We start from the raw sequence: 20,797 nt of genomic DNA on the forward strand, positions 1-20,797 counted from the left end.
AAGTAAAAAAATAACCCGACGGTAAGCCGCCGGGCGTTGAAGTTGTTATGTATCCTACTGATTTTTAAGACTATGCATCATGTCCTGCAGTTTCTGCGGTACAGGAAGCCCCATTCGTGCTGCGTTCTCGATGATGGAGATTCCCTCATTCGAGATGTAGAAGAAGATCACGGCGGAACGCAGGACGCATCCGCTTCCAATGATGTGAACATCTAACACATTTGCCACGCCCACAAGGGTGAAAATGCAGACTTTCTTGCAAATCCCCTTGAAGCCTATCGCACTCGACAGTTTCTTCTCCACAATCGCACGGAGAACACCTGTAACGTAATCCGTTGCCACAAATGCGACGAGGGCATAGAGCAGATCGTCGAAACTGCCAAGGAACTCCCCGACTACGATGCCAATGCCCGCCGCATAGAGACGTATCGTCAAAATCTGATCCATCATCGAAAACCTCCTGCTTTCTTCCATTTATTGATATGATCCATCCTGCGCAGACGGCGGTTCAGACAGCCACGCATCAGATGCGTCAGTTTTCCGTCTTCCCATAGGTACAGTTCAGAGGTTTCATTGCCCAAGATGGAACTGGGCACCATACTGACCAGATATTTCTCCTTACCCAAGGGACAAACATTCACGCGTCCTCCTGCATGCGTATCAATCTTCATAATCAACTCATCCTGCGCGTTATAGATAGGGGTGCTGCATTTGCCGGAGCCCCCCATAAAATTCCTATCGCTTGGCAAAAGCATATACATCCCGTCATAGATGGGAAAGCGGACACTGTAATCCGGTGCAATCCATTTCGTGTGAGATCGTTGTGTTTCACCGGTAACAGGATCTTTCCACGATGTTTTGGATTCCTCGCTCCACGGTTCGATGTTCGTGCCGTCAAAGACCACATGGCGCTCGGAGCTGATCCAAGTCCCATCCCACAGCTTCCGCGATACTTGATGCCATATGAGCAATTTGAATCTTCCTTGCTGATCCACCCGTCCTTCGAGCGGTCGGCAGGTATAGTGATCATATGGATCGTCCACAGGAGGGGTGCCAAATGCTTTCTCAAGATCGTATGTGGCAATAATCTCCCCATTGCATCTGACATGGGAAACACCATCATGCACCTCTGCCCCAAGGATAGAATCCACAAGGACGTTCGCGTCCTCAAGTGTATAGACATTTCCCCGCGCATCCATCTCGATATCGAGCAGCCCTGTCTTCAGGAATGCAAAACGGTCACCGTGATTGACCATCCACCCGGCATCTTTTCCAAAGCCCAGTTCATGCAGTTTGCCCTTCGCATAATACGAATAGCGCATCCGCTCTTTGTGATCTGTCCACTTGAGTTGGAGGAGCGGTATGCCGGAAAGAACATTCGTCGGAATGTAGTTGCTGCCGCCCTCAGCTTCATGCCCGTAGACACAGCGACCGTCCGTCCAGATCCATTCGCCTGGATAGACTGTCCGATTCCCAATACAGGTAAGCCATACGCCATCTGCAAGCACCCGATTTCCGCGCACTGCTTTCACTCTAGCCCTGTGCATCGTCTCACGCTCCCACGATTACGGCGGTACCACCCCTTGAAATCTGTACCCACACCAAACTGCCCTCTGACGTATTGCAGTCCACTGCCGCACGGAAGGGATACGACCGCTCGCCGATATGAACACGTCCATTCTGAATCCTTCCGCGCTGTGCGCGAGATTCCTGAGTACTTCCTTTTCTCAGTCCTGCTCGGATTGCCGCTGCAAGCCCCATAATGCCGTTCATCCGCACCACCTCACCATCTTGATCGTCTGCCGCAGAAGGCGCGGCATAAGTTCCACCGTGTTCGACTGCAAGAAGTATTCGTGTCCTTCGAAGCGGATGCGCTCGGTGAAATCGACGATGTGGTCAATGTCCGGGATGCCGTTTTGAATCCGTGCGCGAATCTCCACCGTAACTGTCTCTTGCGTCTTGCGGTTGAGCCATTCAATCGCTCTCGTCAGCGTCTGTAAATACTCCAAGCCCACAACGGGAAATTCGGTGTCGATGAGAGAAGAATACGGCAGTGTATCGTCACTGGCGTAATGAGCACCAAGGCTGAGATTCGACTGCTCGACGGTGAACTGACTTGCCTTGCCGCCGGGCTTTCCCTGCGACAAACTGCTCCCCTCCAATACGCCATCGACGTAAACCGTGGTCGCATACCATCCGTAGCCAAGCGGCGCATGGTAGGTGATGCGCTCCGTCCCCTTCTCGTTGCTCCAATCCTCCCAGTCATATTCCGTATGCTTTTTCCCGTCATTGACCGCCTCTGTGGTACGCTCCCACTCCTTGAAGAGATACACGTCACGCCCCGTAGTGGCGTATGCGTAATCCGTGCGGCTTGTGGAGCCGTCCACATTATGCGTGCGCTTCTCCGCGAGATACTCCCCATCGTAGGTATAGGTGCTGTAGCCGTTCTCATTCGTCTCACGGACGAGAAAGCCGTTGGAGTAAGTGCGGCTGATCTCTTTGAAGGAAATCGTGCCGGTGAAAGGAATGGGAGATGTTTCCTCCTCGTTGTGCGCTCCACTTTCATGATTGTTGTTCGCGCTGTGCCAGACGGAGCGCAGGAGTTTCCGCTCGATGGTCGGCTGTGCGTGCGGCCAGTTCGTAATGTCAATGACAGTCTCCTCCATGCCGCGCTGAATGATGTGGAGCGTATCTCCACGAATGAATACGTTGATCTGCTGCTGCGGCAGTTTCGCTGTCCAGCCGAAGAGCGCGGAGATGAAGTCATGATACGTCATTCCACTCCCCTCGAAGTTCTGCGACGGCGTGAAATCATCGGTCAAACGATGCAGTCGAAGCCCGAGTGCTGCGGCAATCTCAGCAGCATAGCGCGACACCTTCGCCCACTCGACGTAGATATGGATGGGCGTGTAAAGGAGCGTGTCCTTACTGTACGTTCCCTTGACGGACTGCACGATGCCGCACTGACTCGTTTCCTCGACGAGAAAACGGAAGGCATAATCCATCACCCGACCTTGGACGTTCGAGCCGATGGGGAGAGGATTCACCGTTTCAAGTTGGATGTTATCGGAAAGACTGAGTTCACCGAGCGTCACAGAGAACGAGCGAATCCCCCGCTCCTTGAACTCTGCATAGGTCAGTGTATGAGGAATCTCTATCCTCGTATCTGCAAGAATCCGTGACTGCTTAATGAGTGTCCGCTTCGTATCTACGAGAACCGTACCACAGCGACCAATGCGCCGCTCGGTGTCGCCCGTTACCGTGATTTTCTTGACAATCCGAATATCGCGTAGGGTATCTGAACGAGAAGAAATGGATGCGTTGAGACGGCGCGACGTATCTCCGTTCACCTGCACGGGTTGACGGAATACGGGAGTCACCGTGGCGTATATGATTGGTTTTAGGTGAACACGCCCGAACGGCAGCCACGAAATACAGACGGCCGGTTTCAGCTTGATGCTCATGTCCCCGCTCTCCATCCGAACTGCCGCCCCGTGAGTTCTGCAATCGTCATGGAGACAGTGCGCGTGTCCATAACGGTGGAAGTCGGATTCTGTTCGGCGATATGTCTGCCGTATTCCGTGATATTCCCGCCGCTCTTTTCAATCGCCGTCAAAGCACACAGCCCTTCTGCCGTGCGATAGGCAGGATTCCCGATGAGAGAAATCCCCGTCACACGCGAGTCCGCGCCATACTGCGCGGATAGGGCGGCAACATCGGCCGTTTGCAGAATCTCCTGATTCGCCGCCGTCGCCTCATAACTTCCATCGCCGCAGTCGGTCATGTTCGTCTGCGTCGCTTGGAAGGGCAGCATGATAACCTGCTCTCTCGGACTGATCTCCTCGTCCGAGAGAATGAGATTCGAAATGAGGATATCCTCGGTTCTACTGTAAATCGTTATGGTCTTTTCACTGGAACTGTAGGCGTACCAAAAAGAGCAGTCCTGCTTGTTATAAACCTCACGTTCGTTCAGGATTGCCCGAAAGATACCGTCATTGTTCTGCCCCGGTTTGACATGAAACCACAAGGTATTGACTGCATTTACACGAATGCTGTCGGAAGTGGCAATGGTATCGTTATTGTTGTCTCCCTTCATGCGCCACCTGCTCCAGGACGTTTCCGCACTAACGATGATGTAGCCCCCAATCGCCAGAGTAAGTTTGGCACGGTCTGCATTCTCCGGTGCTTTGAAGTACAGATCCAGTTTCCCGTAAAGCTCTGCAGGGAATTCTGAAATCGTCAGCCCTTTGTCACTGGTCGGCTGCCAGAAGGATATGCCTGTTTTGCTGTACTGCTCCCCTGTTACCGTCGTGCCTCCACGAACCGAGAGCAGCTCCGCATAGCCCGGATTGATGTATTTGAACGTCATACGAACCTCCTCAATTCGAGACTAGGAGTCCCTCTGCCTGAATGTCCACGCTCACATCCTGCTGCGGCGGCTCATCTGCACTGCTGAGTGCCTTGACCCAAAATACGGTATTCGTGTCGCCGACATTGGATAATGAGATACTGTCTTTCCACTCGGCGGACTCCAATGCGGTCTCGGTCGTGTATCCGTTATTGATTGCCGCTTTCCACTTATCCGCATGATCGCCGACGAATTTGACTGTCAAGGTTCCGTCGATATGGAAGCCGCTCTCGCAGCGCACGGCACATTTGACAGCTTTCTGCTCGCCCTTGCCCGCATCGAGGAGGACGGAGATGGGCGAAAGTTCCGTGCCGGAGCTGACCTCCGTCCCGTCCTTGCCGCCCTCGGTTGGATTGTTCATATAGATATGCAGGAGTTCTGCCATTGTCACACCCTCCATAGTTCCAGAGACAGTTTATATACCTTCGGAAAATGAGCCACATACTCGTAGGACTTCACCACAACACGCATGGAGGGCAGGACGCTCCCGCCCTCATCCGTTACGGACACCATCGTGCGGCTGTCCCAGTAGCCCTTGATCTTCTCCCATGCGGCAGAAGTGACCGTGACCGAACAGGAAATACGATCGCCCTCCGTGATGTGTCCGAAATCCTGCACGACCGCGCCGCCGACAATTTCGATGATTTGCTGACGATCATCGGGAACGATCTGCCAGTTCTCGACACTCAATGTTTTAACCTCACCAATGTGAATATGAATTGGAATCACCTCCAAGGGCGTTTTCAACAGCAGGTCGAATGCGGTCGGCGACATGATCGGCGAGCATACGCATTCCCTCGTTGTCCTCCGTGACGGCGTTCTCGATTTGCACCTGTATGTGAATCTGCCGATTGTCTGTCATGGATGGTGCGGACTGAGCACCATTGAAGGAAGAATTGACATTTTGTCCCCCTCCCTGCACAATCTGCGCCTGTTGTCCAAGCCCTGCCATCATCTGTGCATACGAGAACTCCTGCCCGTTGACACGAATGCGGGAACTGTCATCACGCTGCTCAAGACGGAAGTTTGGCAGGAGATTCTCCATCGCCCATTTACGCCCGGACTGAAACTGCTGCAAGAGTTCCGGTGTCAGCCCCAGATCCTCTGCGGTCAGCTTGTTCTTCTTGCGAAGATACTCCATCAGCCCGACCTGCCCGGATGCCTTGAATACCTTCAACTCCTCCTTCTGGGAGCGGAGAACTTCCAGAGCGGCATTGCGCTTGGCATCGAGTTTTTGCTTCTCTGCCCAACGCGTCGCCTCGACCTCGTCCAGCCCCTTCTGTACCCACGCATCCTTTTCGCGCTCAATCTCCGCAAGGCGATTCTCAAGTTCGGTCTTCCAGATGGCACTGATGTTGGAAGCGACATCCCGCTCCCACTGCTCCATCACCCGCGCCTTGCTCTCGCTGAGCCAGGTCTGCGTCTGCAGCTCGTCCAAGCCCTTCTGACGAAAGGCATCGGCTTCACGGGCGATGGAATCCAGCTTGTTCTGCAGGTCTGTCTTGTAGAGCGCATTCGCCTTGTCCACAACGTCCCGCTGAAAGTCGGCGTAGATTTTCGCTTCCTTTGCCAGACGGTATTCGTCGATGAGGTGCGGATCTGCGCCCTTCTGGAAGAAATCGAAGGATTCACGATCCAGTGTATGAAGACTGTTTTGGATGTCTGTGTGTGTCAGTGTATATAGGCTGTCCGTCAATTGTGCGGTCGCCTTTGCAGATTCACTGACCGTTTTTGCGGCATCTTTCTCAGCCGCCGCACGGGTTTTTGCAGCCTTGGCATTTTGCTCTTGCGCCTTGGCATTCTTCTCTGCCTCGGCACGCGCCTTCTCCTCTGCCGCCGCTTTCTCTTTGGCGAGTTTCTGCTGTTCTTGGTACTGCTTGTATTCGTCCCCGTAGAGAGCGTCGAGAGCCGTACCACCGAGAAACGGAACTGCAATCAGAGGAGATGCCACGGGATGATTTTTCACGAGCCACGCATTTGCTTCTGCGTGTTCACTCACCTTATGAATCTGCTCGCCGACAAAGCCCGCAAGTTCTGCGACGGTCTTGAGTGCTTCGCCCCATCCGAGGACGGCATCCTTGATCTCATCCTTGTTGTCGCGAATCGTTTCAACAAGAGACTCAAAGCCGTCATTGATCTCGGGCATGAGTTCCTCGGCGGCAGGGAGCAGCGCCGCGCCGAGGGCAAGTTTCAACTGCCCCGCTTCCATCTCCATCGCACGCCACTTGAGATAGGTCTCATGCGCCTGTGCCGGGTCGAGCAGCCCCGTGGTCTTGACCCGTGAGGAAATCGTCATAAGGTCTTCGTATTGTTCGAGAATGGGGATGAGTGACGCACCACGCGCTCCGAGGACTTCTGCGGTATACGCCTCCTCCATCCCCGCTTCACTTGCCGTCTTGTAACCTTTGGCGAGCTGTGCCAGCTGCTCATTGAGCGGCAGGAGATTGCCCTGTTGGTCTTTGAGCGCAATACCAAAGCGCGATAGGGCGTGTGTGGTATCGTTACCCGAATTTCCCGCAGCGGATACCTGTTTGTCAAGACGAGCGATCAGCGGAATAATGCTCTTGATGTCCGTATCCGCAAGTTGGAACACCCGATTGAGCGTCGCCGCCTCACTCGCGGACACATGAAGTCGCTGTGTGAGCTTATAGACATTCTCGCCCGCAAGCATCGCGTCCTTGGTGATGTTAAACAGCCCTGCTCCTGTCGCCGCAACAGCCATAACTGCGGCCATTTTTGCCGAGAGGACATTGAATCCACTCGTTAGGTTTTTGACACCCGCCTGTGCCGCCGTCATGCCCGCCGAGATACGTCCGCCGAGCGCTCCGGAGAGTACCACACTTTCTTTTAGGCGGTTATTCAGCTTTCGCACCTCGGCTTCCGTCTGTGCGACGGTTCTCTGCTGTCGTAACAGGTTACTTTCGGCACGCCGATAGGACGCACTATCCGTGCCATCGTTTTTCTTTGCGGATTGGAGAACGGCGGCAAGAATCTGTTCCTTCTGCCGCTGAATATCCAACTCGCGGTTGATCGCCTGATGGCGCACCTTGATCTTATCCAGTTCCGTACCCACACCGTCGAGTTTGGCAAGGTCGGCATCCAGTTTCAGATGGATATTGTTTGCCTTGCTGTTCAGCCGCGCAATCGAATCCGAGATAGTCTTACCCGCTGTGTCAAAGTCCAGCTGCAGCCGTGCGATGTTGAGACCGATATCGAGATAGAGCTCATCAATCTTTTGTCCGCGCTTTGCCACCCTATCCCCTCCCTACATCACATCGTCAATAAAGCGTTCACATTGCCGCTGTTCGCACAGTGCCGTTACCACAAGCTGATCGAGCAGGAACGCAATCTCATGTGCGTCAATCTCCTGCATCGTCCACCCGTAGGCGGACTGCAGCCGCTCGTAATAGCGCAGTAAATTCTGGTACGGAGAAAGAACTACGCCCCTTTCCCCGCCTCCCCGTTTGGGAGGTTCACCAGTTTGGAAAACGTCAGCGACTGAATCCATCGAAAAAGCGCACGGGTGAGCGGCACAATGTCCGCCACATCCACATTTTCCTCCACGGATTCCCTTGTCACTTCCTCCCGTCCGAATCCAAGGACGATCAGGCGGACGTGCTCGTCCAAGAACATCTCAAGATCCATGTCCTGTTTCTCCGCATCAAAAAAGGCAAGGAACGTGCGCCAGACCTTCATCTTCGGAGGGGTCGGCGTGATTTCCCTACCCGCAATCCATAGCGTTGGTTTTTCCATGATACGCTCCCTCATACCTGCTCGTACCACTTCGTCCCTGTCTCAGCAGCAAAGCCCGCCGCCTCCTCATCCGCTTTGGCGTAGGACAGCCCGTCGGAGAGTCGGTAGATCGCCTTTGCCGTGAGCGTCGGTGTGTCGAACTGAATGCTCTCCTGCTTCGAGTTGCCGCTCTCCGAGGGTTCGAGGAATTGGACTTTAGATAACTTCCCTTATGGATACCGCTTTCGCAAAAAATATGGCACATCCAGTCCGTAAAACCGACTATGCCTGTTCGTTTTCCGCATCCAAAGTCCGAGCGTTGAACTCTCCAATGCAGTTCCACACGATGACGATTTTCTGTGTGCGTTTGCCGTCCGCCACTTCCGGATGGAAGATGTACACCTTCTCGATGAACTCACGGACGATTTCTGAGGTAAGCTCCGGGATGTCCGTATACTTCCTGACGATGGAAAGGAAGCCGTTCACATTGGCTGCGGTTTCCGATTCCTTGGCGACCACAGCTTGCAATTCCTTCATCCGTGCAGTCAAGACGCTCTGCTCATTCTCATAAGTGGCGGTCAGTTTGGTGAAACGCTCATCGGAAACCTTTCCGTCCACATTGTCCTCGTAAAGCCGCTGAATCAGCAGATCCAGTTTCCGCATACGCTTGCCTGCCTGTTCCATTTCCCGTTTGGCATCACGCAGAGCCTTGTCCGCCGCTTTTCTTGATTTCTTGACAATCAAGGTGATGAACTCGTCCTCATGCGCACGGGCAAAGTCTGTAACGCGCCGAATGGCATGAAGGAGAATCCCCTCGATTTTATTGATGCGGATCGTGTGGCTTCTGCCGTCGCAGAGTTTTTGCGCTTTCTTCCTGCGATAGTTGTCGCACACATAATGGTCGAGTTCCCTTCGACGATTGCCCTGCCGAACCGCTCCCATCTTTTCCTTGCAGTCCGCACAATAGAGAATCCCCGAAAGCATATCGGGAATACCGAGGAATGTCTTTTTCCGTCGTCCCTCACGAATGCGCTGCACAATATCGAAGGTCTCTTGGTCGATAATCGGCTCCTGCGTATTTTCAAAAATCACCCACTCCGAAGGATCGTTCAGATATACGCCTCTTGTGCGATAGGATTTTTTGTACGTCTTGAAATTGACCGTATGCCCCAAATAATCCGGGCGTCTTAAAATATCGGCCACATAAGTCGAACTCCACACAAAAGCGTTCGGCATGGCTTCCGCTTCCTGCCTTGAAATTTTCCCGTCCCTGACCTTGGCATGAAGAATCGGATTTAAAACCTTCTGCTCCCTGAGTTCCCGGGCAATCCATCCGGGACCAAATCCCTGCATACACTTGCGGAACATAGCTTTCACCAAGGGAGCGGCAATTTCATCAGGAATCCAACGCTCCTTGTTTTGCGGGTCTTTCATGTAGCCATAAGGCGCCCGGTTTGCCATGTGCCGCCCGGATTCCCCCTTCGCCTTAAAAACAGCCTTGATTTTCTTGCTGGTGTCCTTGGCATACCATTCGTTGATGATATTGATGAAGGGCGTAAAATCGCTGTCCTGCTGATTGGCACTGTCCACGCCGTTGTTGACGGCAATGAAGCGTATGCCCGCATCCGGGAAAAACATCTCCGTATAATAGCCCACCCGGAGATAGTTGCGCCCCAAACGGCTCATGTCCTTCACGATGACCGTCCCTACTTGCCCGCGCTCCGCCTTTGCTATGAGTCGCTGCCAGTCGGGGCGGTCGAAATTCGTCCCGCTGTATCCGTCATCCACGAAGAACTCGCGATTCCGAAACCCGTTGTCAACAGCGTATTTTTCGAGGATGGCTTTCTGATTGCGGATGCTGTTGGAATCGCCCTGCATCTCATCGTCCCGCGAGAGACGGCAATACAAGGCTGTGATTTTTTCACCGTTCTCCACGGCAGTTTGTGATTGTCTGCCCATGATATCCTCCTTTCCGACAATCTTCAAGTGGTACTTCATATTCCCGTACTGCTGTGAAGAAGTCAAGCGGATTACGGCGAAATCGCCGAATCTTTCGCTAAATCCTCCGCATCCCGCAGGATGAGTTTTTGCACCTTGTCCATTACGGTTTCCTTGGCCGTGTCGCTGATAATATCTTCTACAATATAGACGGTGTCCTGCGGATTGCGCTCTCTTGACTGTGTATTTGTCATTGCTTCCCCTCCCTTCCTTATTTGTGATAGCATCAAGGGTGTCACGTTTCGCTACGTCCTCTGACGACGCCCCCAGGGGGCGGTCAAATCTCTACAATCTTTTGCCGTGGTGACCGGCGCTGGGTCACGCGCACAAAAACGACAATTCAAACGGGGGATTAACCCGTCATAGAGATAAATAGCGGCTGTTGGAACGCAATACGGCGCAGTGCTGTCTCATATAAATCAAAGCCCTATCCTTCCTACCTGCCGAAAACAGATACAGCGGAGCAAATCGCTCCGCCGTACCCATAACCCCTTTATGCAGTTATCTTGAGTGCCTTGACAGCCTCCCTGCGCATGAGTCTGCCATCCACGAATTCCATGGCGAGATAACCGACTTGTCCGTGAAGCGCAAATTTCTCCTTGAGGGAGCGCACACGAACGGGAGAGCGATGAATCATCCAGTAGTAGCTGAAATCTCCGAAAAGCACAGGAAATTTCCCGCTCTCGGCGTTTGGCATCCCCTCACCGATAACCACAGGCTTGCCGAGAATGGTGGCCTTATCGCTGTTCCAGAGATAGGCTCCGCTATCATCCTTCATCGTGCGAAGGAAAAGAGCCGTATCATCATTCATCAGCCATGTGCCTTTGCTGCGGTACTCCGGTTTCACCGATGCATACAGCTTGATAAACTCATCGAAGGACAGCTTCTTGGCAGTCGCACCGACTTCCGCTCCTTTTTCGGCATGGAGAAGTCCTGTGGGCTTATTTGCCCCGTCACCGTTCAGAAAAGCATCGTCCTCGGCTTTGGCGAAGTTCTTGGCAAAGCGACGGGTAAGATGCTCCTCCATGTCGAAAGCGGCATCATGCACGAATTCCTCGGTCAATTTGACGAACACGGCAAGTTTATGGGAGTCCACCGGGTATCTGGTAAAGTCATTCAAGCCGTCATAGAGCGGGATGACACTTCCTTCCGGTACCCAGTTAGCAAAATCGGCGCAGTCATGGGCAAAGATGCGGCTTGCCCCACCATAGAACTTCACCGTGGTGCAGAGGTTCTGCGAAATGCTCTCCTGCTTGATGAAATCGTCCATAGAGGAAGCGTCTTCGGCGGGAAGCGTATACGCCGATACAGGTTTCCCCTCCGCATGGTCGAGAACCATGCAGTTGTACGGCTCTTGGCGCATGGCGTTCCAGAAATTTTTACGGTAGTCGGACGTACCGATGATATTGAAATTTGCAGACATAATCAAAATCCTCCCTTTTTCTTATCGCATACCCGGCAGGCATACAGCCCCAGTTCATGATCGTTCAGACAATGTCCCACCTGCTTCAAGAGATTGCCGCACTTGGGGCATTCAATGTCATAAACCAATGCCATATCCAGTGTGTGGGAATTCTTGGCATGAAGACGATAGAAGCCGCGCACCTCGTTATACTCGTTGCGCACCAATTCACGCGTCATATAGAGATCGTAGATGCTGCGTGTGTGCTCCTCCGAGCAAAGATTGTTCTGCGGATGAAGGCGAGTGCCGTTCTTGACGGTAGGGATAAGGGGATAGTTTTGAGCGTGATGGAACATACAGTTCCTCCTTCCTGCTGCAAGCAAGGCAGCAATACAGCGGCAGACGCTTCTCATCTGTCGCGTTGACATTCGACTTATGATCTTGCTGTGGCGTTCCTGCCACACATTTCCGGATGAAGCATTTGAAAGAGCGTGTCTCTGTCCCCCTTCCCGGAGCGAATCAGCTCCTCGGAATAGCGGAGAAGTTCCTCTGCTACATCCCCGATGCTTCCGCGAGGAACATCGGAAACGGTCTTCACAATGAGGCAAGCCGGCGCACTGTTTCCGTGCCACAGATAGAGCGTTGCCCTCTTGTTTTCCTTGCTCGTATGCACGCCGCTGATTTCCACATGGAAGCCGTTGCCGAAATCGCGGTAAATGACCCGCTCAAGGTCAATGGTGGCGATAATGTAATTCTTGCCCAAGGACTTGCACAAGTCCCGAAGCATACGGTCTCGTTTTGACATATATACAGCCTCCCTTAAGGGAATCGCTGATAAAATGAAGTCTGTCAGATTGGCGTAGATTTTTTCGTCCGAACAAGGAGGCAAACCGGACGCATAGCCAAAGCTATGTGGAGGATTTGCCGACAAAGTTCGGGCAAAAAAGATGCGTCAAGATGATGCGGCTGAATTTATCAGTGCTTCCTTAAGATTTTCACTAGCGAAAATGCAGGTTTTCTCCGGCATGACAGCAGTCGGTGATTTGTTGTGACGGCGTGATTCTTCCCGTGCTTGCTGCGTGACAATGAAAAACACGCGCAACGGCTTATCCCGCAGGGCTTTACAGATTTTCACGACATCCGTGACAGAACCTCCCCCGTTCTTTTCATATCTTTTATATCTTTATACTTCATATCTATATCTTCCTAACGTTTTCAAATCCCCCCAAGAAGTTTGAAAAACTGTCACACCGTTCACAGGTTGACTTAATCCCTTGAGATGATTGGCTTCCTCGTGTGATTCCTATGGTTTCAGACCGTCACAGAGGAATCACGGAGCATAGGCAAAAACAGCGCAATTCCTGCATTCACGGGCAGTCATAGAACTGTCACGTTCAGGCGAGAAAGTCCTCCGAAAAGTCGCCTGCCGCATAGAAATCAAAGGTTTTTCGGTAGTGCATCATCACTTCCTGCGTGAGCGTGAACTTCCTGTAATATGTGCCTGTGCGCGTGTGGAGCGAGATGTCCTTGAAGGTGCTGCCCACGTGAGCCGCAAGTTCGTCACGAAACTCCTTCGCCGTCTTGGAGAAGCCATGGTTGTTGTCCTGACACCAAGCCTTGTACACATTGTAGATTCTCCCCGTAGTAGCGCCATCGGTGTATTTCGACTCCTCTCGTTCCTCCATGCATTCCTCGAAGAAGCAGATAACCGTATTATTCTCTCTGCGGTAGGTCTCACGAATCACATGAATAGATTCCGGCTCGGAGAACCGATAGCCGTTGGCGATGACCGTCTGCAAGGCCGTCACAGCCTTGTAGACAATGCCCTCCCGCTCGGCATACATCTTCTCGAGAAGCAGCTTGTCCTGCGCATCCTTCGGAATTGGATTGGGGCAGTTCACTGCCATGATGCGGTTATACACCCACTTCCCATCATCCCCGCCGAATTTTGGCAGACGGTTCATACAGAACCAGAGGAGACCGCCGTAGGTAAATTCAAATCCCTGCTGTCCTTTGAACTCGGCAAAAAGGCTGTCCCCACCTGTGATTTTCTTGAAGGTCTTCAATTCCGCAACGGTAAGGAAGCTCATATCGGAACTTCCCGCAAGACGTGTGCCGTAGAGTGTTCCCGTTCCGAATCGCGCCTCAATCTCCGCGAGGTCAATGCCGATGTAGTTTCCTGTGCCCAACAGCCGCTCCACGAGGCTCTTTAACTGTGACTTTCCCGTATCTCCCTCCCCCACGAGGAAAAGTGCTTTTTTCATGCGCCATCCCTTCACATTGGAGATACACGCTCCCATGAATTCAAGGAGGAGCTGCCGAATGGCTGCATCACCGCCCGTCAGTATATGCATATAGCGGTCAAATACAGGCGTCGGCGTTTCCTTCCCCGTCCAGTTGCAGGGAATTTGAATGGTAGACATCGCCTTGGGAGAGTGCGGATGGAGCACGGCTTCCGCAGCGGACACATAGAGCAGGCCGTTCCGAAAGTTGATAAGACGCTCATCGGCGTCGAGCTTTTCCTGCGGCACATAGTCGAGGTCGGTCGCTAGAAGCTGAAATGCCTCGTTGATCGGCTTGATGCGCACCAGTTCCTCGTCATAATCGGCGATGAATTTCTTGATGACGCCCTTCATCATGTCGTCGGCATAGATGCGGTAAGCGCCCCGCTCGTATACGTACTTGATCATTCCCTGCTTCCCGCTGTTCCGAACGAGGATGTAATCCAGATGTTCCCGCACATACTTGGCAAGCATGGAAGGCTCCACATACGGTGCGCCCGTCTTCTCATGAAAGCGGATAAAATAGGGATGCTCCATCTTAGAGCGATGGAACACGCCTTGACAGGCTTCAATCCCGACCGCGATGGTCGCCTCCCGATAATCCTCCCGTTCCCACTTCTCACGATAGAGCGCGGATTGACGGAAAATGGCATCGATCATCTCGGCATCCGCACCGGTACGAAAGGCAATCAAGGCACAGAGGGCGGCATCCGCCTCCGATGGAGAGCCGTAGCCCGTGATGTCCCCACGGTCAAAGAGCGCGGCGAACTTCTCGCCGTTCTTCTGCTCCCGTAGCTTGGAGATGGTGTTGTAGATATTCCTGTCCCCATCCCGCTTGGCACTGTACTTCTGCTTCTTGGAGCGGCGCATATCCTTATCCAACGTGGTAAGAACGGCTGCCGTGCAGTCTTTGAGCGGCTTGTCGCTTATGACGTTTCCCGTAAAGACGGCGAAGCGATTGGTCATACCACCGACATACAGTTCGATTTTGGTTTTGGGATGCTTGGTGTAGTATGTCTTGTCGAGTTTCCGCTGACCTTTGCCGTCAATATAGGAGGGGATCTTCTCCCGATCGCATTTTCCGTAGAAGTGTATGCCCTCGCCACTGACAGAATGCTCGGCGTACGTATCGAACCTTCGGAGCATGGTCTGCACCAGAGGATCATCCAAACCTCTGTGGTCGATGTCGAGGAATACATATCCTTCGGGAATAATGAATCCAATGCCGTCAAAGTGCTTCTCCTTGGAGGCCGTCAGAGCCTCATCATACGTTACCCAAGAATGTCGATGCGGTGCATCCGTTCCCGTTGCCGTTCCATAAGCCGAGAACGGCTTTTTCGTCCTGTTCCCTTTGACCATGGTGTATCGCCAACACACCCATATCTTCTGTGCTTTCAGCTCCTGCAAAATATCACCTCCTTTGCAAAATCAGTCATACATTACGCTTTGGGGCTTGCTTCCTTGACAAGCCACGTATGGAACGCCTCGACGGGAATGAGGATTCTCGCTCCCACCCGGATGCTCGGAAAGTCTACACGGCGAGTCAGGTCGTATGCCATCGGCAGACTGATGCCCATCCGCTCCGCCAATTCCCGCACGCTCATGGTCGTTTTCTCCATATACACCTACCTCCCTTAAAAATGGGCAAACAAAAACCACTCGAATATTCGAGCGGCGCGTATGCGTCCTATTCTGTTATGCCAGCTTGAGCGTTGCTTGTCGCCCAATCCGTATTCGTTGGACGGCATTGTAGGCGGTCATGTCCTTGACACCGAAGATGTTTTTCTTCTCAAGCCCCTCCTCTCGATGCTTCCTTCGCCGATTCTCCCGTTGTCGTTTTCTGTCCTTCACGGTGGATCTCCTCTCAAAACAAAAAGACTCCTCCCTTGATACGGGAAACCGCCGTTTCCGGCTGACATCCGCTGACGATTGGGAACGTGTTTTATTTTCTTGAAAAAATTTTTTTCACATCCTCTTGTATTTATCTCTATTCTACTATAAACTATAACCGTAATCAACACATTCACACTCACGCTTATACTTACTCTAACGCTTACTATCAAATGATTGGTGTGATAATGATGGGATATAGACGAACCAACGCCGGCATGAGAGCCAACAAGCAGACGGATATGCTCGGTTTTGGAGAAGTCGGCGGCGTGGGACAGCTTGTCTACCACAGCTTTCGCTTTGCCGATTATGAGATTGATTATTTGAAGGACGGCACTTGGGCTGCCATCCCCGTATGCGACGCTCATCATCCCCCGGATGTAACGCAAAAGGATTACATTTCGGGAGGATACATACTTTCTACCTTGTGCAATCTGGCAAAAAAATAAATGACCTCCCAAAAGAGAAGCCATTCACGGATTTGATTTTGGACTGGTGCAAGGATGTGATGCACCCTTATCATATAGATGAAGTCTACGGCGAATTGACGGATGAGCAATTCGACCTTGGCGATATGACAGCGGAGCTTGCTGTCCGTGATGCCACCTTCTCCCTTCATACCTTTATGGAAGAACTCGGGAAACTCTATGATACTGCCCGTTTCTACACGGCTCTCATGCGGATTTGCGAGGGAGATTCCGATGAAACCTACGATATGTACGATGAAGATAAACGCTTCCCGGGGCTGCCGTACTTGGAGCGGTACAAACACAGTATGCGCGCACCAAAAAATATAGATGTGAGTGCCGCCAAGGGGGACTTGCTCAAGGAAATGCAAATCGAGTGCGCGTATATGGAAGCGCACCCTTCTGAGCAGCCCAAAGAGGGAGATTACGCCGCAGAGCCTTTCGATGACTACGATCGGCTGCGGGATTTGCTCATGGAAAGCGTCCCGGATTTCCGTCTGCGGCTCAAGCTAAGTCCGAAAACAGGACGTATGACCTTTGCCGTGGATGTGGATTCGGTCTTTGAGATTGCTTGGCTCACCCTTGCCCACATGATGTCAGAAGATCCCATCGAGGAACACCACGGCGGTTCTCACGAAGGATTGACGGGCGTTATGATGACCTGCCGCCACTGTGGGGACTTCTTCATTCGCAGAAACAATCGGCAGGAATACTGCGACAAGGAAAAATGCCAGAAAGCACGGAATGCCAAAAATCAGCGAGAATTTCGCAATCGCAAGAGAATGTTAAAGGCGGGAAAGAAAATGCAAACGGAGGAGAATTACAATGGCAAAGCTTGAATATCAAGAAAAAGATGGCAAGGTATTTTGCCCATTAGCAAATAAGTGGCTTGTTGCAAAACCGGAGGAAAAGGTTAGGCAGAGATATGTCTGTACTCTTGTGAATGACTATGGGTACTCTTTAGACCAGATGGCGCAAGAGTTAAAAGTCAATAATTCGCAGCGTGGGCAAGGCAAGGCTCGTGCAGATATTGTAATATGGAAAAGCAAAAAAGATAAAGATGATAAAAAAACAGCTTTTATAGTTATAGAATGCAAAGCTGAAAATGTAAAAATCCGCGTAGAGGACTACTATCAAGGCTTCAACTATGCCGCTTGGGCACACGCTGATTTCTTTGTTACTACAAACGAGAAGGAAACAAAGTTCTTTAATGTTGATCCGGCATTTCTTCCACAAAAACTGGAGGAAGTTGTAGCCATACCTACTGCTAAGGACATCGACGACGCTAAGAAAATTGAGCAAATCAAGAATCAGACAAAGACATTCACACGTGAGGAATTTACAAAAACTTTACAGGCTTGCCATAACATCATCCGCAATAATGATAAATTATCACCAGAGGCGGCATTTGACGAAATCAGCAAACTACTTTTTATGAAAATCAGATATGAGCGTCAGCAAAGAGGCACAAAAGTATTTACCAAAGCGGAATATCTGTCTCAAGCTGATAATTACGAAAAAAATATGCGTCCCGGGTTAAAAGCGAGAGGTATTGACCAAGCTTATATGCAGAACCTATTCGACACCACAAAAATCGAATTTAAAGAAGACCATCTGTTCGAGGATAATGATGAAATTAAAATCAGAGAGAACAGCTTTGTGCAGATTTTGGAGAAGCTGGAAAATTACAATTTGTCTGATACACAGGATGATGTAAAAGGCATCGCTTTTGAGCAATTTCTCGGTACAACTTTTCGCGGTGAACTTGGACAATTCTTTACGCCGAGAACAATTGTGGATTTTATGACGGAGATACTCGATCCTCAGGAAGGGGAAGTTATCTGCGATCCAACTTGCGGCTCTGGGGGGTTTCTCATCAAAGCATTTGAATATGTGCGTGAGAAAATAGAGGCTGATGTCAGATTACAGAAAGAAAAACTGAGAGCTTCTCTTGAAGGAAATGACTTTGACAGCAAGCTGGAAGAAGAACAGATAGAAATCAGCGATAAAATAGATGCGATGCAAACTGCACTGAATACTGAACTAGATACTTCTATCAAGGAGAGTCGAATGTATCAGCTTTCCCGCAATTGTATTTATGGAACGGATGCAAATCCTCGTATGGCACGAACATCCAAAATGAACATGATTATGCATGGTGATGGTCACGGCGGCGTACATCATCACGATGGTCTGCTCAATGTCAACGGTATATTCGAGGAAAGATTTGATGTAATTCTGACAAATCCGCCATTTGGTCAGAATGTTGACCGTAATCAGCTCATTTCCGAGGCTGATCGCTTTACTGATGAGGAGATGAAAAGAAAATACAAACAAAAATATGGGAAATCCTATGATGAAGCTCTTAAACAGGTTGATGACCACATCGGTGCATCCCTACTCTCGCTTTACGACCTTGGCAACACAAGTACCCTTACGGAAGTTCTTTTTATGGAGCGGTGTCTTCGTTTGCTCAAAAAAGGTGGAAGGATGGGCATGGTTCTCCCCGAAGGCGTACTTAACAATAAAAACCTTGCCACAGTCAGAGAATACTTTGAAGGACGTGCAAAACTTATACTCATTTGCTCGATCCCCCAAGATGTGTTCATCGCAGCAGGAGCAACAGTAAAGCCGTCCCTCGTCTTTATGCGCAAGTTTACAGATGAGGAAGAGCAAGAATATGCTCGTTGTAAAAAAACTGCGCTCGATGAAGTAACCGCACTTCATCAACCCGAAATCGACGACCTGAATACCACTATCGCCGAATGTAGCTCCAATACAGATATCTTAAAAAAAGATTTGAAGGATGCTCGTATTCGAATGAAACAGGCAAAAAAAGCAAAAGATGCGGATTTCTCTGCAATTGAGAAAGAGGTCGAAGCCATTCAGCTGGAACAGAAAGAAAACAGAGACTCGAAGAAGTCTGCAGAGAAGGCTCTCAAAGACCTGCAGAAACAGATCGCGGATGAGACCAAACCCGTCGTAAAGAAAAAATTTGACTACGATGTGCCGATTGCAAAGATCGATGATGCAGGAATCACTACCACCGGAGCGGCATCAGAAGGCAATCAGTTACCTGCCTTGGTGAATGAATATCGGGATTATCGAATTCAGAACCACTTATGGTATTCAGAAAAAATCAATGTCGAATACAGTCTTAATGCAGACGGATTTTATTGCAGAAACAGCCATGAAAAGGAGGTTGTATTAAATGAACAATAAGTCGGCCATCCTTTCCAATGTTTTGTTTTCTTCACTTGGGCAGTGGGATGTAAAGCAGTTTCTGCTAAACAAGATAAAGTCAATCTATCCAGTAGAGCCATTAGGAAAGCATTTAATTCATCAAACAGAAAAGATTCAGCTATCCGATTACCCTGATGAGGATTGCACTATTCTTGGCGTTTCCAATAAGGTCGGAATGTTTGATGCCGGTGTTAAAAAGGGTAAGAAGATAAAGCAGAAATACCACAGGGTAGAAAGCGGTTGGCTTGCTTATAACCCGTACAGGATCAATGTCGGCTCTATAGGCATTAAAACAGCCGATTTAAAAGGTGACTACATCAGTCCCGCATATGTCGTTTTCAGCTGCATGGAAACTCTAATTCCACAATTCTTATGGTTGATGATGAGGAGCGAATACTTCAACACTTTAATCAAAGATTCAACCACAGGTTCGGTTAGACAAACGTTGAGTTATGAAAAATTAGCAGCTATTGAGGCACCTATTCCGCCAATCCCGGAACAAGAACAGATCCTAAAGGTATATCACGCCACGATTGCGGCGGCCGAAAAAAGTATGTCTGACGGGGACGATTTCAGCAGTGGCTTACTATTCGATATCCAGTCTACAGTTTCAGATTTGAAGGAGCAGGATGTGTCGACAGCGACAACATCATCGATTCTTCAAATCATATCTTATTCATCCGTATCACGCTGGGAAGTTGCGTTTGGTTTAAAAGAAGGCAAATTGGACAAGGTCTATAACAGTTTCAAATCCCCCATACACACAATTGCGGAACTTACAAAGGAGTCGCTTTTCGGGCTGTCGATAAAGGCATCTCCCACACAGAAAACGGGTATGATACCAATGCTGCGAATGCCTAACATCGTCGATGGGGCGCTTGATTTAGACGATTTAAAGTACTTACCACGCAAAACTGCGACTACGGCAAGGGAGCCGGATAAATGGTTATTACGTAAAGGCGACTTCCTGATTAACAGAACAAACAGCAAAGAGCTCGTTGGGAAATCAGCAGTCTTTAACCTTGACGGCGATTACACCTATGCCTCATACGTCATACGGTATCGGTTTGATACTTCTATAGTTTTGCCAGAATATGTGAACATCCTATTCATGCTTCCATTGGTACGATTTCAAATCGATACTATGAGCAGACAAACAGCAGGACAGTGTAATATAAATAGTGACGAAATAGGTTCTATCCGTATCCCGATTCCCTCAATCTCAGAGCAAGAGGAAATCATCAAGAAATACTACTCCACAAAAGACGGAGCCGACAAGTTCTATACAAAAGCTGAAGAATTAAGGAAAAAAGCCTACACAGATTTCGAGAAGACTATATTTGCGTAAATCTGAAGGCACGGAGAAAAAATCTTT

At 50.4% G+C, this 20,797-nt stretch carries 21 protein-coding genes and 1 pseudogene; 3 read left to right on the forward strand and 19 right to left on the reverse strand.

The annotated features are described in order from the left end of the window. Positions 1-54: 54 nt before the first annotated feature. From HMPREF9162_RS08790 to HMPREF9162_RS12520, 19 genes and pseudogenes are all read right to left on the reverse strand, one after another. Positions 55-447 carry a holin family protein gene (locus tag HMPREF9162_RS08790; RefSeq protein ID WP_037350539.1) on the reverse strand — a complete coding sequence of 131 codons (393 nt, stop codon included), beginning with the start codon at positions 445-447 and terminating at the stop codon, positions 55-57. After that, a complete protein-coding gene (locus HMPREF9162_RS08795; RefSeq protein WP_254655381.1) occupies positions 447-1,523 on the reverse strand; it encodes a hypothetical protein in 1,077 nt (358 codons plus the stop codon). Before HMPREF9162_RS08795 ends, HMPREF9162_RS08790 begins: the two co-directional genes overlap by 1 nt. Positions 1,524-1,551: 28 nt before the next feature. Continuing rightward, positions 1,552-1,773 (reverse strand): hypothetical protein, encoded by a 222-nt coding sequence (locus HMPREF9162_RS12050; RefSeq protein ID WP_071586915.1) that lies wholly within the window; start codon positions 1,771-1,773, stop codon positions 1,552-1,554. Then, positions 1,770-3,464, reverse strand: coding sequence for a hypothetical protein (locus HMPREF9162_RS08800; RefSeq protein ID WP_009439019.1), 1,695 nt, complete (start codon positions 3,462-3,464; stop codon positions 1,770-1,772). The genes HMPREF9162_RS12050 and HMPREF9162_RS08800 overlap by 4 nt, the downstream gene beginning before the upstream one ends. Continuing rightward, complete coding sequence (locus HMPREF9162_RS08805) at positions 3,461-4,369, reverse strand: hypothetical protein (RefSeq protein ID WP_009439089.1); 909 nt, start codon at positions 4,367-4,369, stop codon at positions 3,461-3,463. The genes HMPREF9162_RS08800 and HMPREF9162_RS08805 overlap by 4 nt, the downstream gene beginning before the upstream one ends. A gap of 10 nt (positions 4,370-4,379) precedes the next feature. Continuing rightward, positions 4,380-4,793 (reverse strand): hypothetical protein, encoded by a 414-nt coding sequence (locus HMPREF9162_RS08810; RefSeq protein ID WP_009439009.1) that lies wholly within the window; start codon positions 4,791-4,793, stop codon positions 4,380-4,382. A gap of 2 nt (positions 4,794-4,795) precedes the next feature. Then, positions 4,796-5,137, reverse strand: coding sequence for a hypothetical protein (locus tag HMPREF9162_RS08815; protein WP_037350541.1), 342 nt, complete (start codon positions 5,135-5,137; stop codon positions 4,796-4,798). Further along, positions 5,109-7,661 carry an addiction module protein gene (locus tag HMPREF9162_RS08820; protein ID WP_009439016.1) on the reverse strand — a complete coding sequence of 851 codons (2,553 nt, stop codon included), beginning with the start codon at positions 7,659-7,661 and terminating at the stop codon, positions 5,109-5,111. The genes HMPREF9162_RS08815 and HMPREF9162_RS08820 overlap by 29 nt, the downstream gene beginning before the upstream one ends. A gap of 12 nt (positions 7,662-7,673) precedes the next feature. After that, entirely contained in the window at positions 7,674-7,781 is a 108-nt protein-coding gene (locus HMPREF9162_RS12965; RefSeq protein ID WP_175282266.1) for a tRNA isopentenyl-2-thiomethyl-A-37 hydroxylase MiaE, read from the reverse strand. Between the two features lie 65 nt (positions 7,782-7,846). Continuing rightward, entirely contained in the window at positions 7,847-8,161 is a 315-nt protein-coding gene (locus HMPREF9162_RS08825; RefSeq protein ID WP_009439049.1) for a hypothetical protein, read from the reverse strand. Between the two features lie 11 nt (positions 8,162-8,172). Beyond that, a pseudogene (locus tag HMPREF9162_RS12970) lies at positions 8,173-8,367 on the reverse strand (phage tail protein); the annotation flags it as partial. A gap of 55 nt (positions 8,368-8,422) precedes the next feature. After that, positions 8,423-10,099 (reverse strand): recombinase family protein, encoded by a 1,677-nt coding sequence (locus tag HMPREF9162_RS08830; protein WP_009439032.1) that lies wholly within the window; start codon positions 10,097-10,099, stop codon positions 8,423-8,425. A gap of 71 nt (positions 10,100-10,170) precedes the next feature. Beyond that, positions 10,171-10,332, reverse strand: coding sequence for a hypothetical protein (locus tag HMPREF9162_RS12395; protein ID WP_009439085.1), 162 nt, complete (start codon positions 10,330-10,332; stop codon positions 10,171-10,173). A gap of 299 nt (positions 10,333-10,631) precedes the next feature. Beyond that, positions 10,632-11,561 (reverse strand): phage major capsid protein, encoded by a 930-nt coding sequence (locus tag HMPREF9162_RS08835; RefSeq protein WP_009438979.1) that lies wholly within the window; start codon positions 11,559-11,561, stop codon positions 10,632-10,634. Positions 11,562-11,563: 2 nt separating this feature from the next. Beyond that, on the reverse strand, positions 11,564-11,896 hold the full coding sequence (locus tag HMPREF9162_RS08840) for a hypothetical protein (protein WP_009439099.1): 333 nt from the start codon (positions 11,894-11,896) through the stop codon (positions 11,564-11,566). 77 nt (positions 11,897-11,973) lie between these two features. After that, positions 11,974-12,345, reverse strand: a complete 372-nt coding sequence (locus HMPREF9162_RS08845; protein ID WP_009439072.1) for a hypothetical protein — start codon at positions 12,343-12,345, stop codon at positions 11,974-11,976. Positions 12,346-12,934: 589 nt separating this feature from the next. Further along, a complete protein-coding gene (locus HMPREF9162_RS08850) occupies positions 12,935-15,229 on the reverse strand; it encodes a phage/plasmid primase, P4 family (RefSeq protein ID WP_009438984.1) in 2,295 nt (764 codons plus the stop codon). A gap of 32 nt (positions 15,230-15,261) precedes the next feature. After that, the gene (locus HMPREF9162_RS08855; RefSeq protein ID WP_009439023.1) at positions 15,262-15,441 is read right to left on the reverse strand and encodes a helix-turn-helix domain-containing protein; all 180 of its coding nucleotides are present in this window, start codon (positions 15,439-15,441) and stop codon (positions 15,262-15,264) included. A gap of 76 nt (positions 15,442-15,517) precedes the next feature. Further along, complete coding sequence (locus HMPREF9162_RS12520; RefSeq protein ID WP_009438994.1) at positions 15,518-15,673, reverse strand: hypothetical protein; 156 nt, start codon at positions 15,671-15,673, stop codon at positions 15,518-15,520. A gap of 394 nt (positions 15,674-16,067) precedes the next feature. Between HMPREF9162_RS12520 and HMPREF9162_RS08860 the strand changes: the two genes are divergently transcribed. From HMPREF9162_RS08860 to HMPREF9162_RS08870, 3 genes are read left to right on the forward strand one after another with little or no spacing between them, the layout of a single operon-like run. Beyond that, positions 16,068-17,018 carry a hypothetical protein gene (locus HMPREF9162_RS08860; RefSeq protein WP_139057094.1) on the forward strand — a complete coding sequence of 317 codons (951 nt, stop codon included), beginning with the start codon at positions 16,068-16,070 and terminating at the stop codon, positions 17,016-17,018. Next, the gene (locus HMPREF9162_RS08865; RefSeq protein WP_009439073.1) at positions 17,005-19,401 is read left to right on the forward strand and encodes an N-6 DNA methylase; all 2,397 of its coding nucleotides are present in this window, start codon (positions 17,005-17,007) and stop codon (positions 19,399-19,401) included. The genes HMPREF9162_RS08860 and HMPREF9162_RS08865 overlap by 14 nt, the downstream gene beginning before the upstream one ends. Beyond that, on the forward strand, positions 19,391-20,770 hold the full coding sequence (locus HMPREF9162_RS08870; protein ID WP_009439031.1) for a restriction endonuclease subunit S: 1,380 nt from the start codon (positions 19,391-19,393) through the stop codon (positions 20,768-20,770). The genes HMPREF9162_RS08865 and HMPREF9162_RS08870 overlap by 11 nt, the downstream gene beginning before the upstream one ends. The last annotated feature ends 27 nt before the right edge of the window (positions 20,771-20,797 follow it).

Source organism: Selenomonas sp. oral taxon 137 str. F0430, from assembly GCF_000183625.1.
Lineage (GTDB): Bacteria > Bacillota > Negativicutes > Selenomonadales > Selenomonadaceae > Centipeda > Centipeda artemidis.

Excerpts from the sequence above, each read along its gene's own strand:
- HMPREF9162_RS08805 (WP_009439089.1), bottom strand. The coding sequence starts at position 4,369 with ATGACGTTCAAATACATCAATCCGGGCTATGCGGAGCTGCTCTCGGTT.
- HMPREF9162_RS08840 (WP_009439099.1), bottom strand. The coding sequence starts at position 11,896 with ATGTTCCATCACGCTCAAAACTATCCCCTTATCCCTACCGTCAAGAAC.
- HMPREF9162_RS08835 (WP_009438979.1), bottom strand. The coding sequence starts at position 11,561 with ATGTCTGCAAATTTCAATATCATCGGTACGTCCGACTACCGTAAAAAT.
- HMPREF9162_RS08830 (WP_009439032.1), bottom strand. The coding sequence starts at position 10,099 with ATGGGCAGACAATCACAAACTGCCGTGGAGAACGGTGAAAAAATCACA.
- HMPREF9162_RS08810 (WP_009439009.1), bottom strand. The coding sequence starts at position 4,793 with ATGGCAGAACTCCTGCATATCTATATGAACAATCCAACCGAGGGCGGC.
- HMPREF9162_RS08870 (WP_009439031.1), top strand. The coding sequence starts at position 19,391 with ATGAACAATAAGTCGGCCATCCTTTCCAATGTTTTGTTTTCTTCACTT.
- HMPREF9162_RS08865 (WP_009439073.1), top strand. The coding sequence starts at position 17,005 with ATGGCAAAGCTTGAATATCAAGAAAAAGATGGCAAGGTATTTTGCCCA.
- HMPREF9162_RS08845 (WP_009439072.1), bottom strand. The coding sequence starts at position 12,345 with ATGTCAAAACGAGACCGTATGCTTCGGGACTTGTGCAAGTCCTTGGGC.
- HMPREF9162_RS08860 (WP_139057094.1), top strand. The coding sequence starts at position 16,068 with ATGCGACGCTCATCATCCCCCGGATGTAACGCAAAAGGATTACATTTC.
- HMPREF9162_RS08855 (WP_009439023.1), bottom strand. The coding sequence starts at position 15,441 with ATGGAGAAAACGACCATGAGCGTGCGGGAATTGGCGGAGCGGATGGGC.
- HMPREF9162_RS12965 (WP_175282266.1), bottom strand. The coding sequence starts at position 7,781 with ATGCAGGAGATTGACGCACATGAGATTGCGTTCCTGCTCGATCAGCTT.
- HMPREF9162_RS08790 (WP_037350539.1), bottom strand. The coding sequence starts at position 447 with ATGGATCAGATTTTGACGATACGTCTCTATGCGGCGGGCATTGGCATC.
- HMPREF9162_RS08800 (WP_009439019.1), bottom strand. The coding sequence starts at position 3,464 with ATGAGCATCAAGCTGAAACCGGCCGTCTGTATTTCGTGGCTGCCGTTC.
- HMPREF9162_RS12050 (WP_071586915.1), bottom strand. The coding sequence starts at position 1,773 with ATGAACGGCATTATGGGGCTTGCAGCGGCAATCCGAGCAGGACTGAGA.
- HMPREF9162_RS08825 (WP_009439049.1), bottom strand. The coding sequence starts at position 8,161 with ATGGAAAAACCAACGCTATGGATTGCGGGTAGGGAAATCACGCCGACC.
- HMPREF9162_RS12395 (WP_009439085.1), bottom strand. The coding sequence starts at position 10,332 with ATGACAAATACACAGTCAAGAGAGCGCAATCCGCAGGACACCGTCTAT.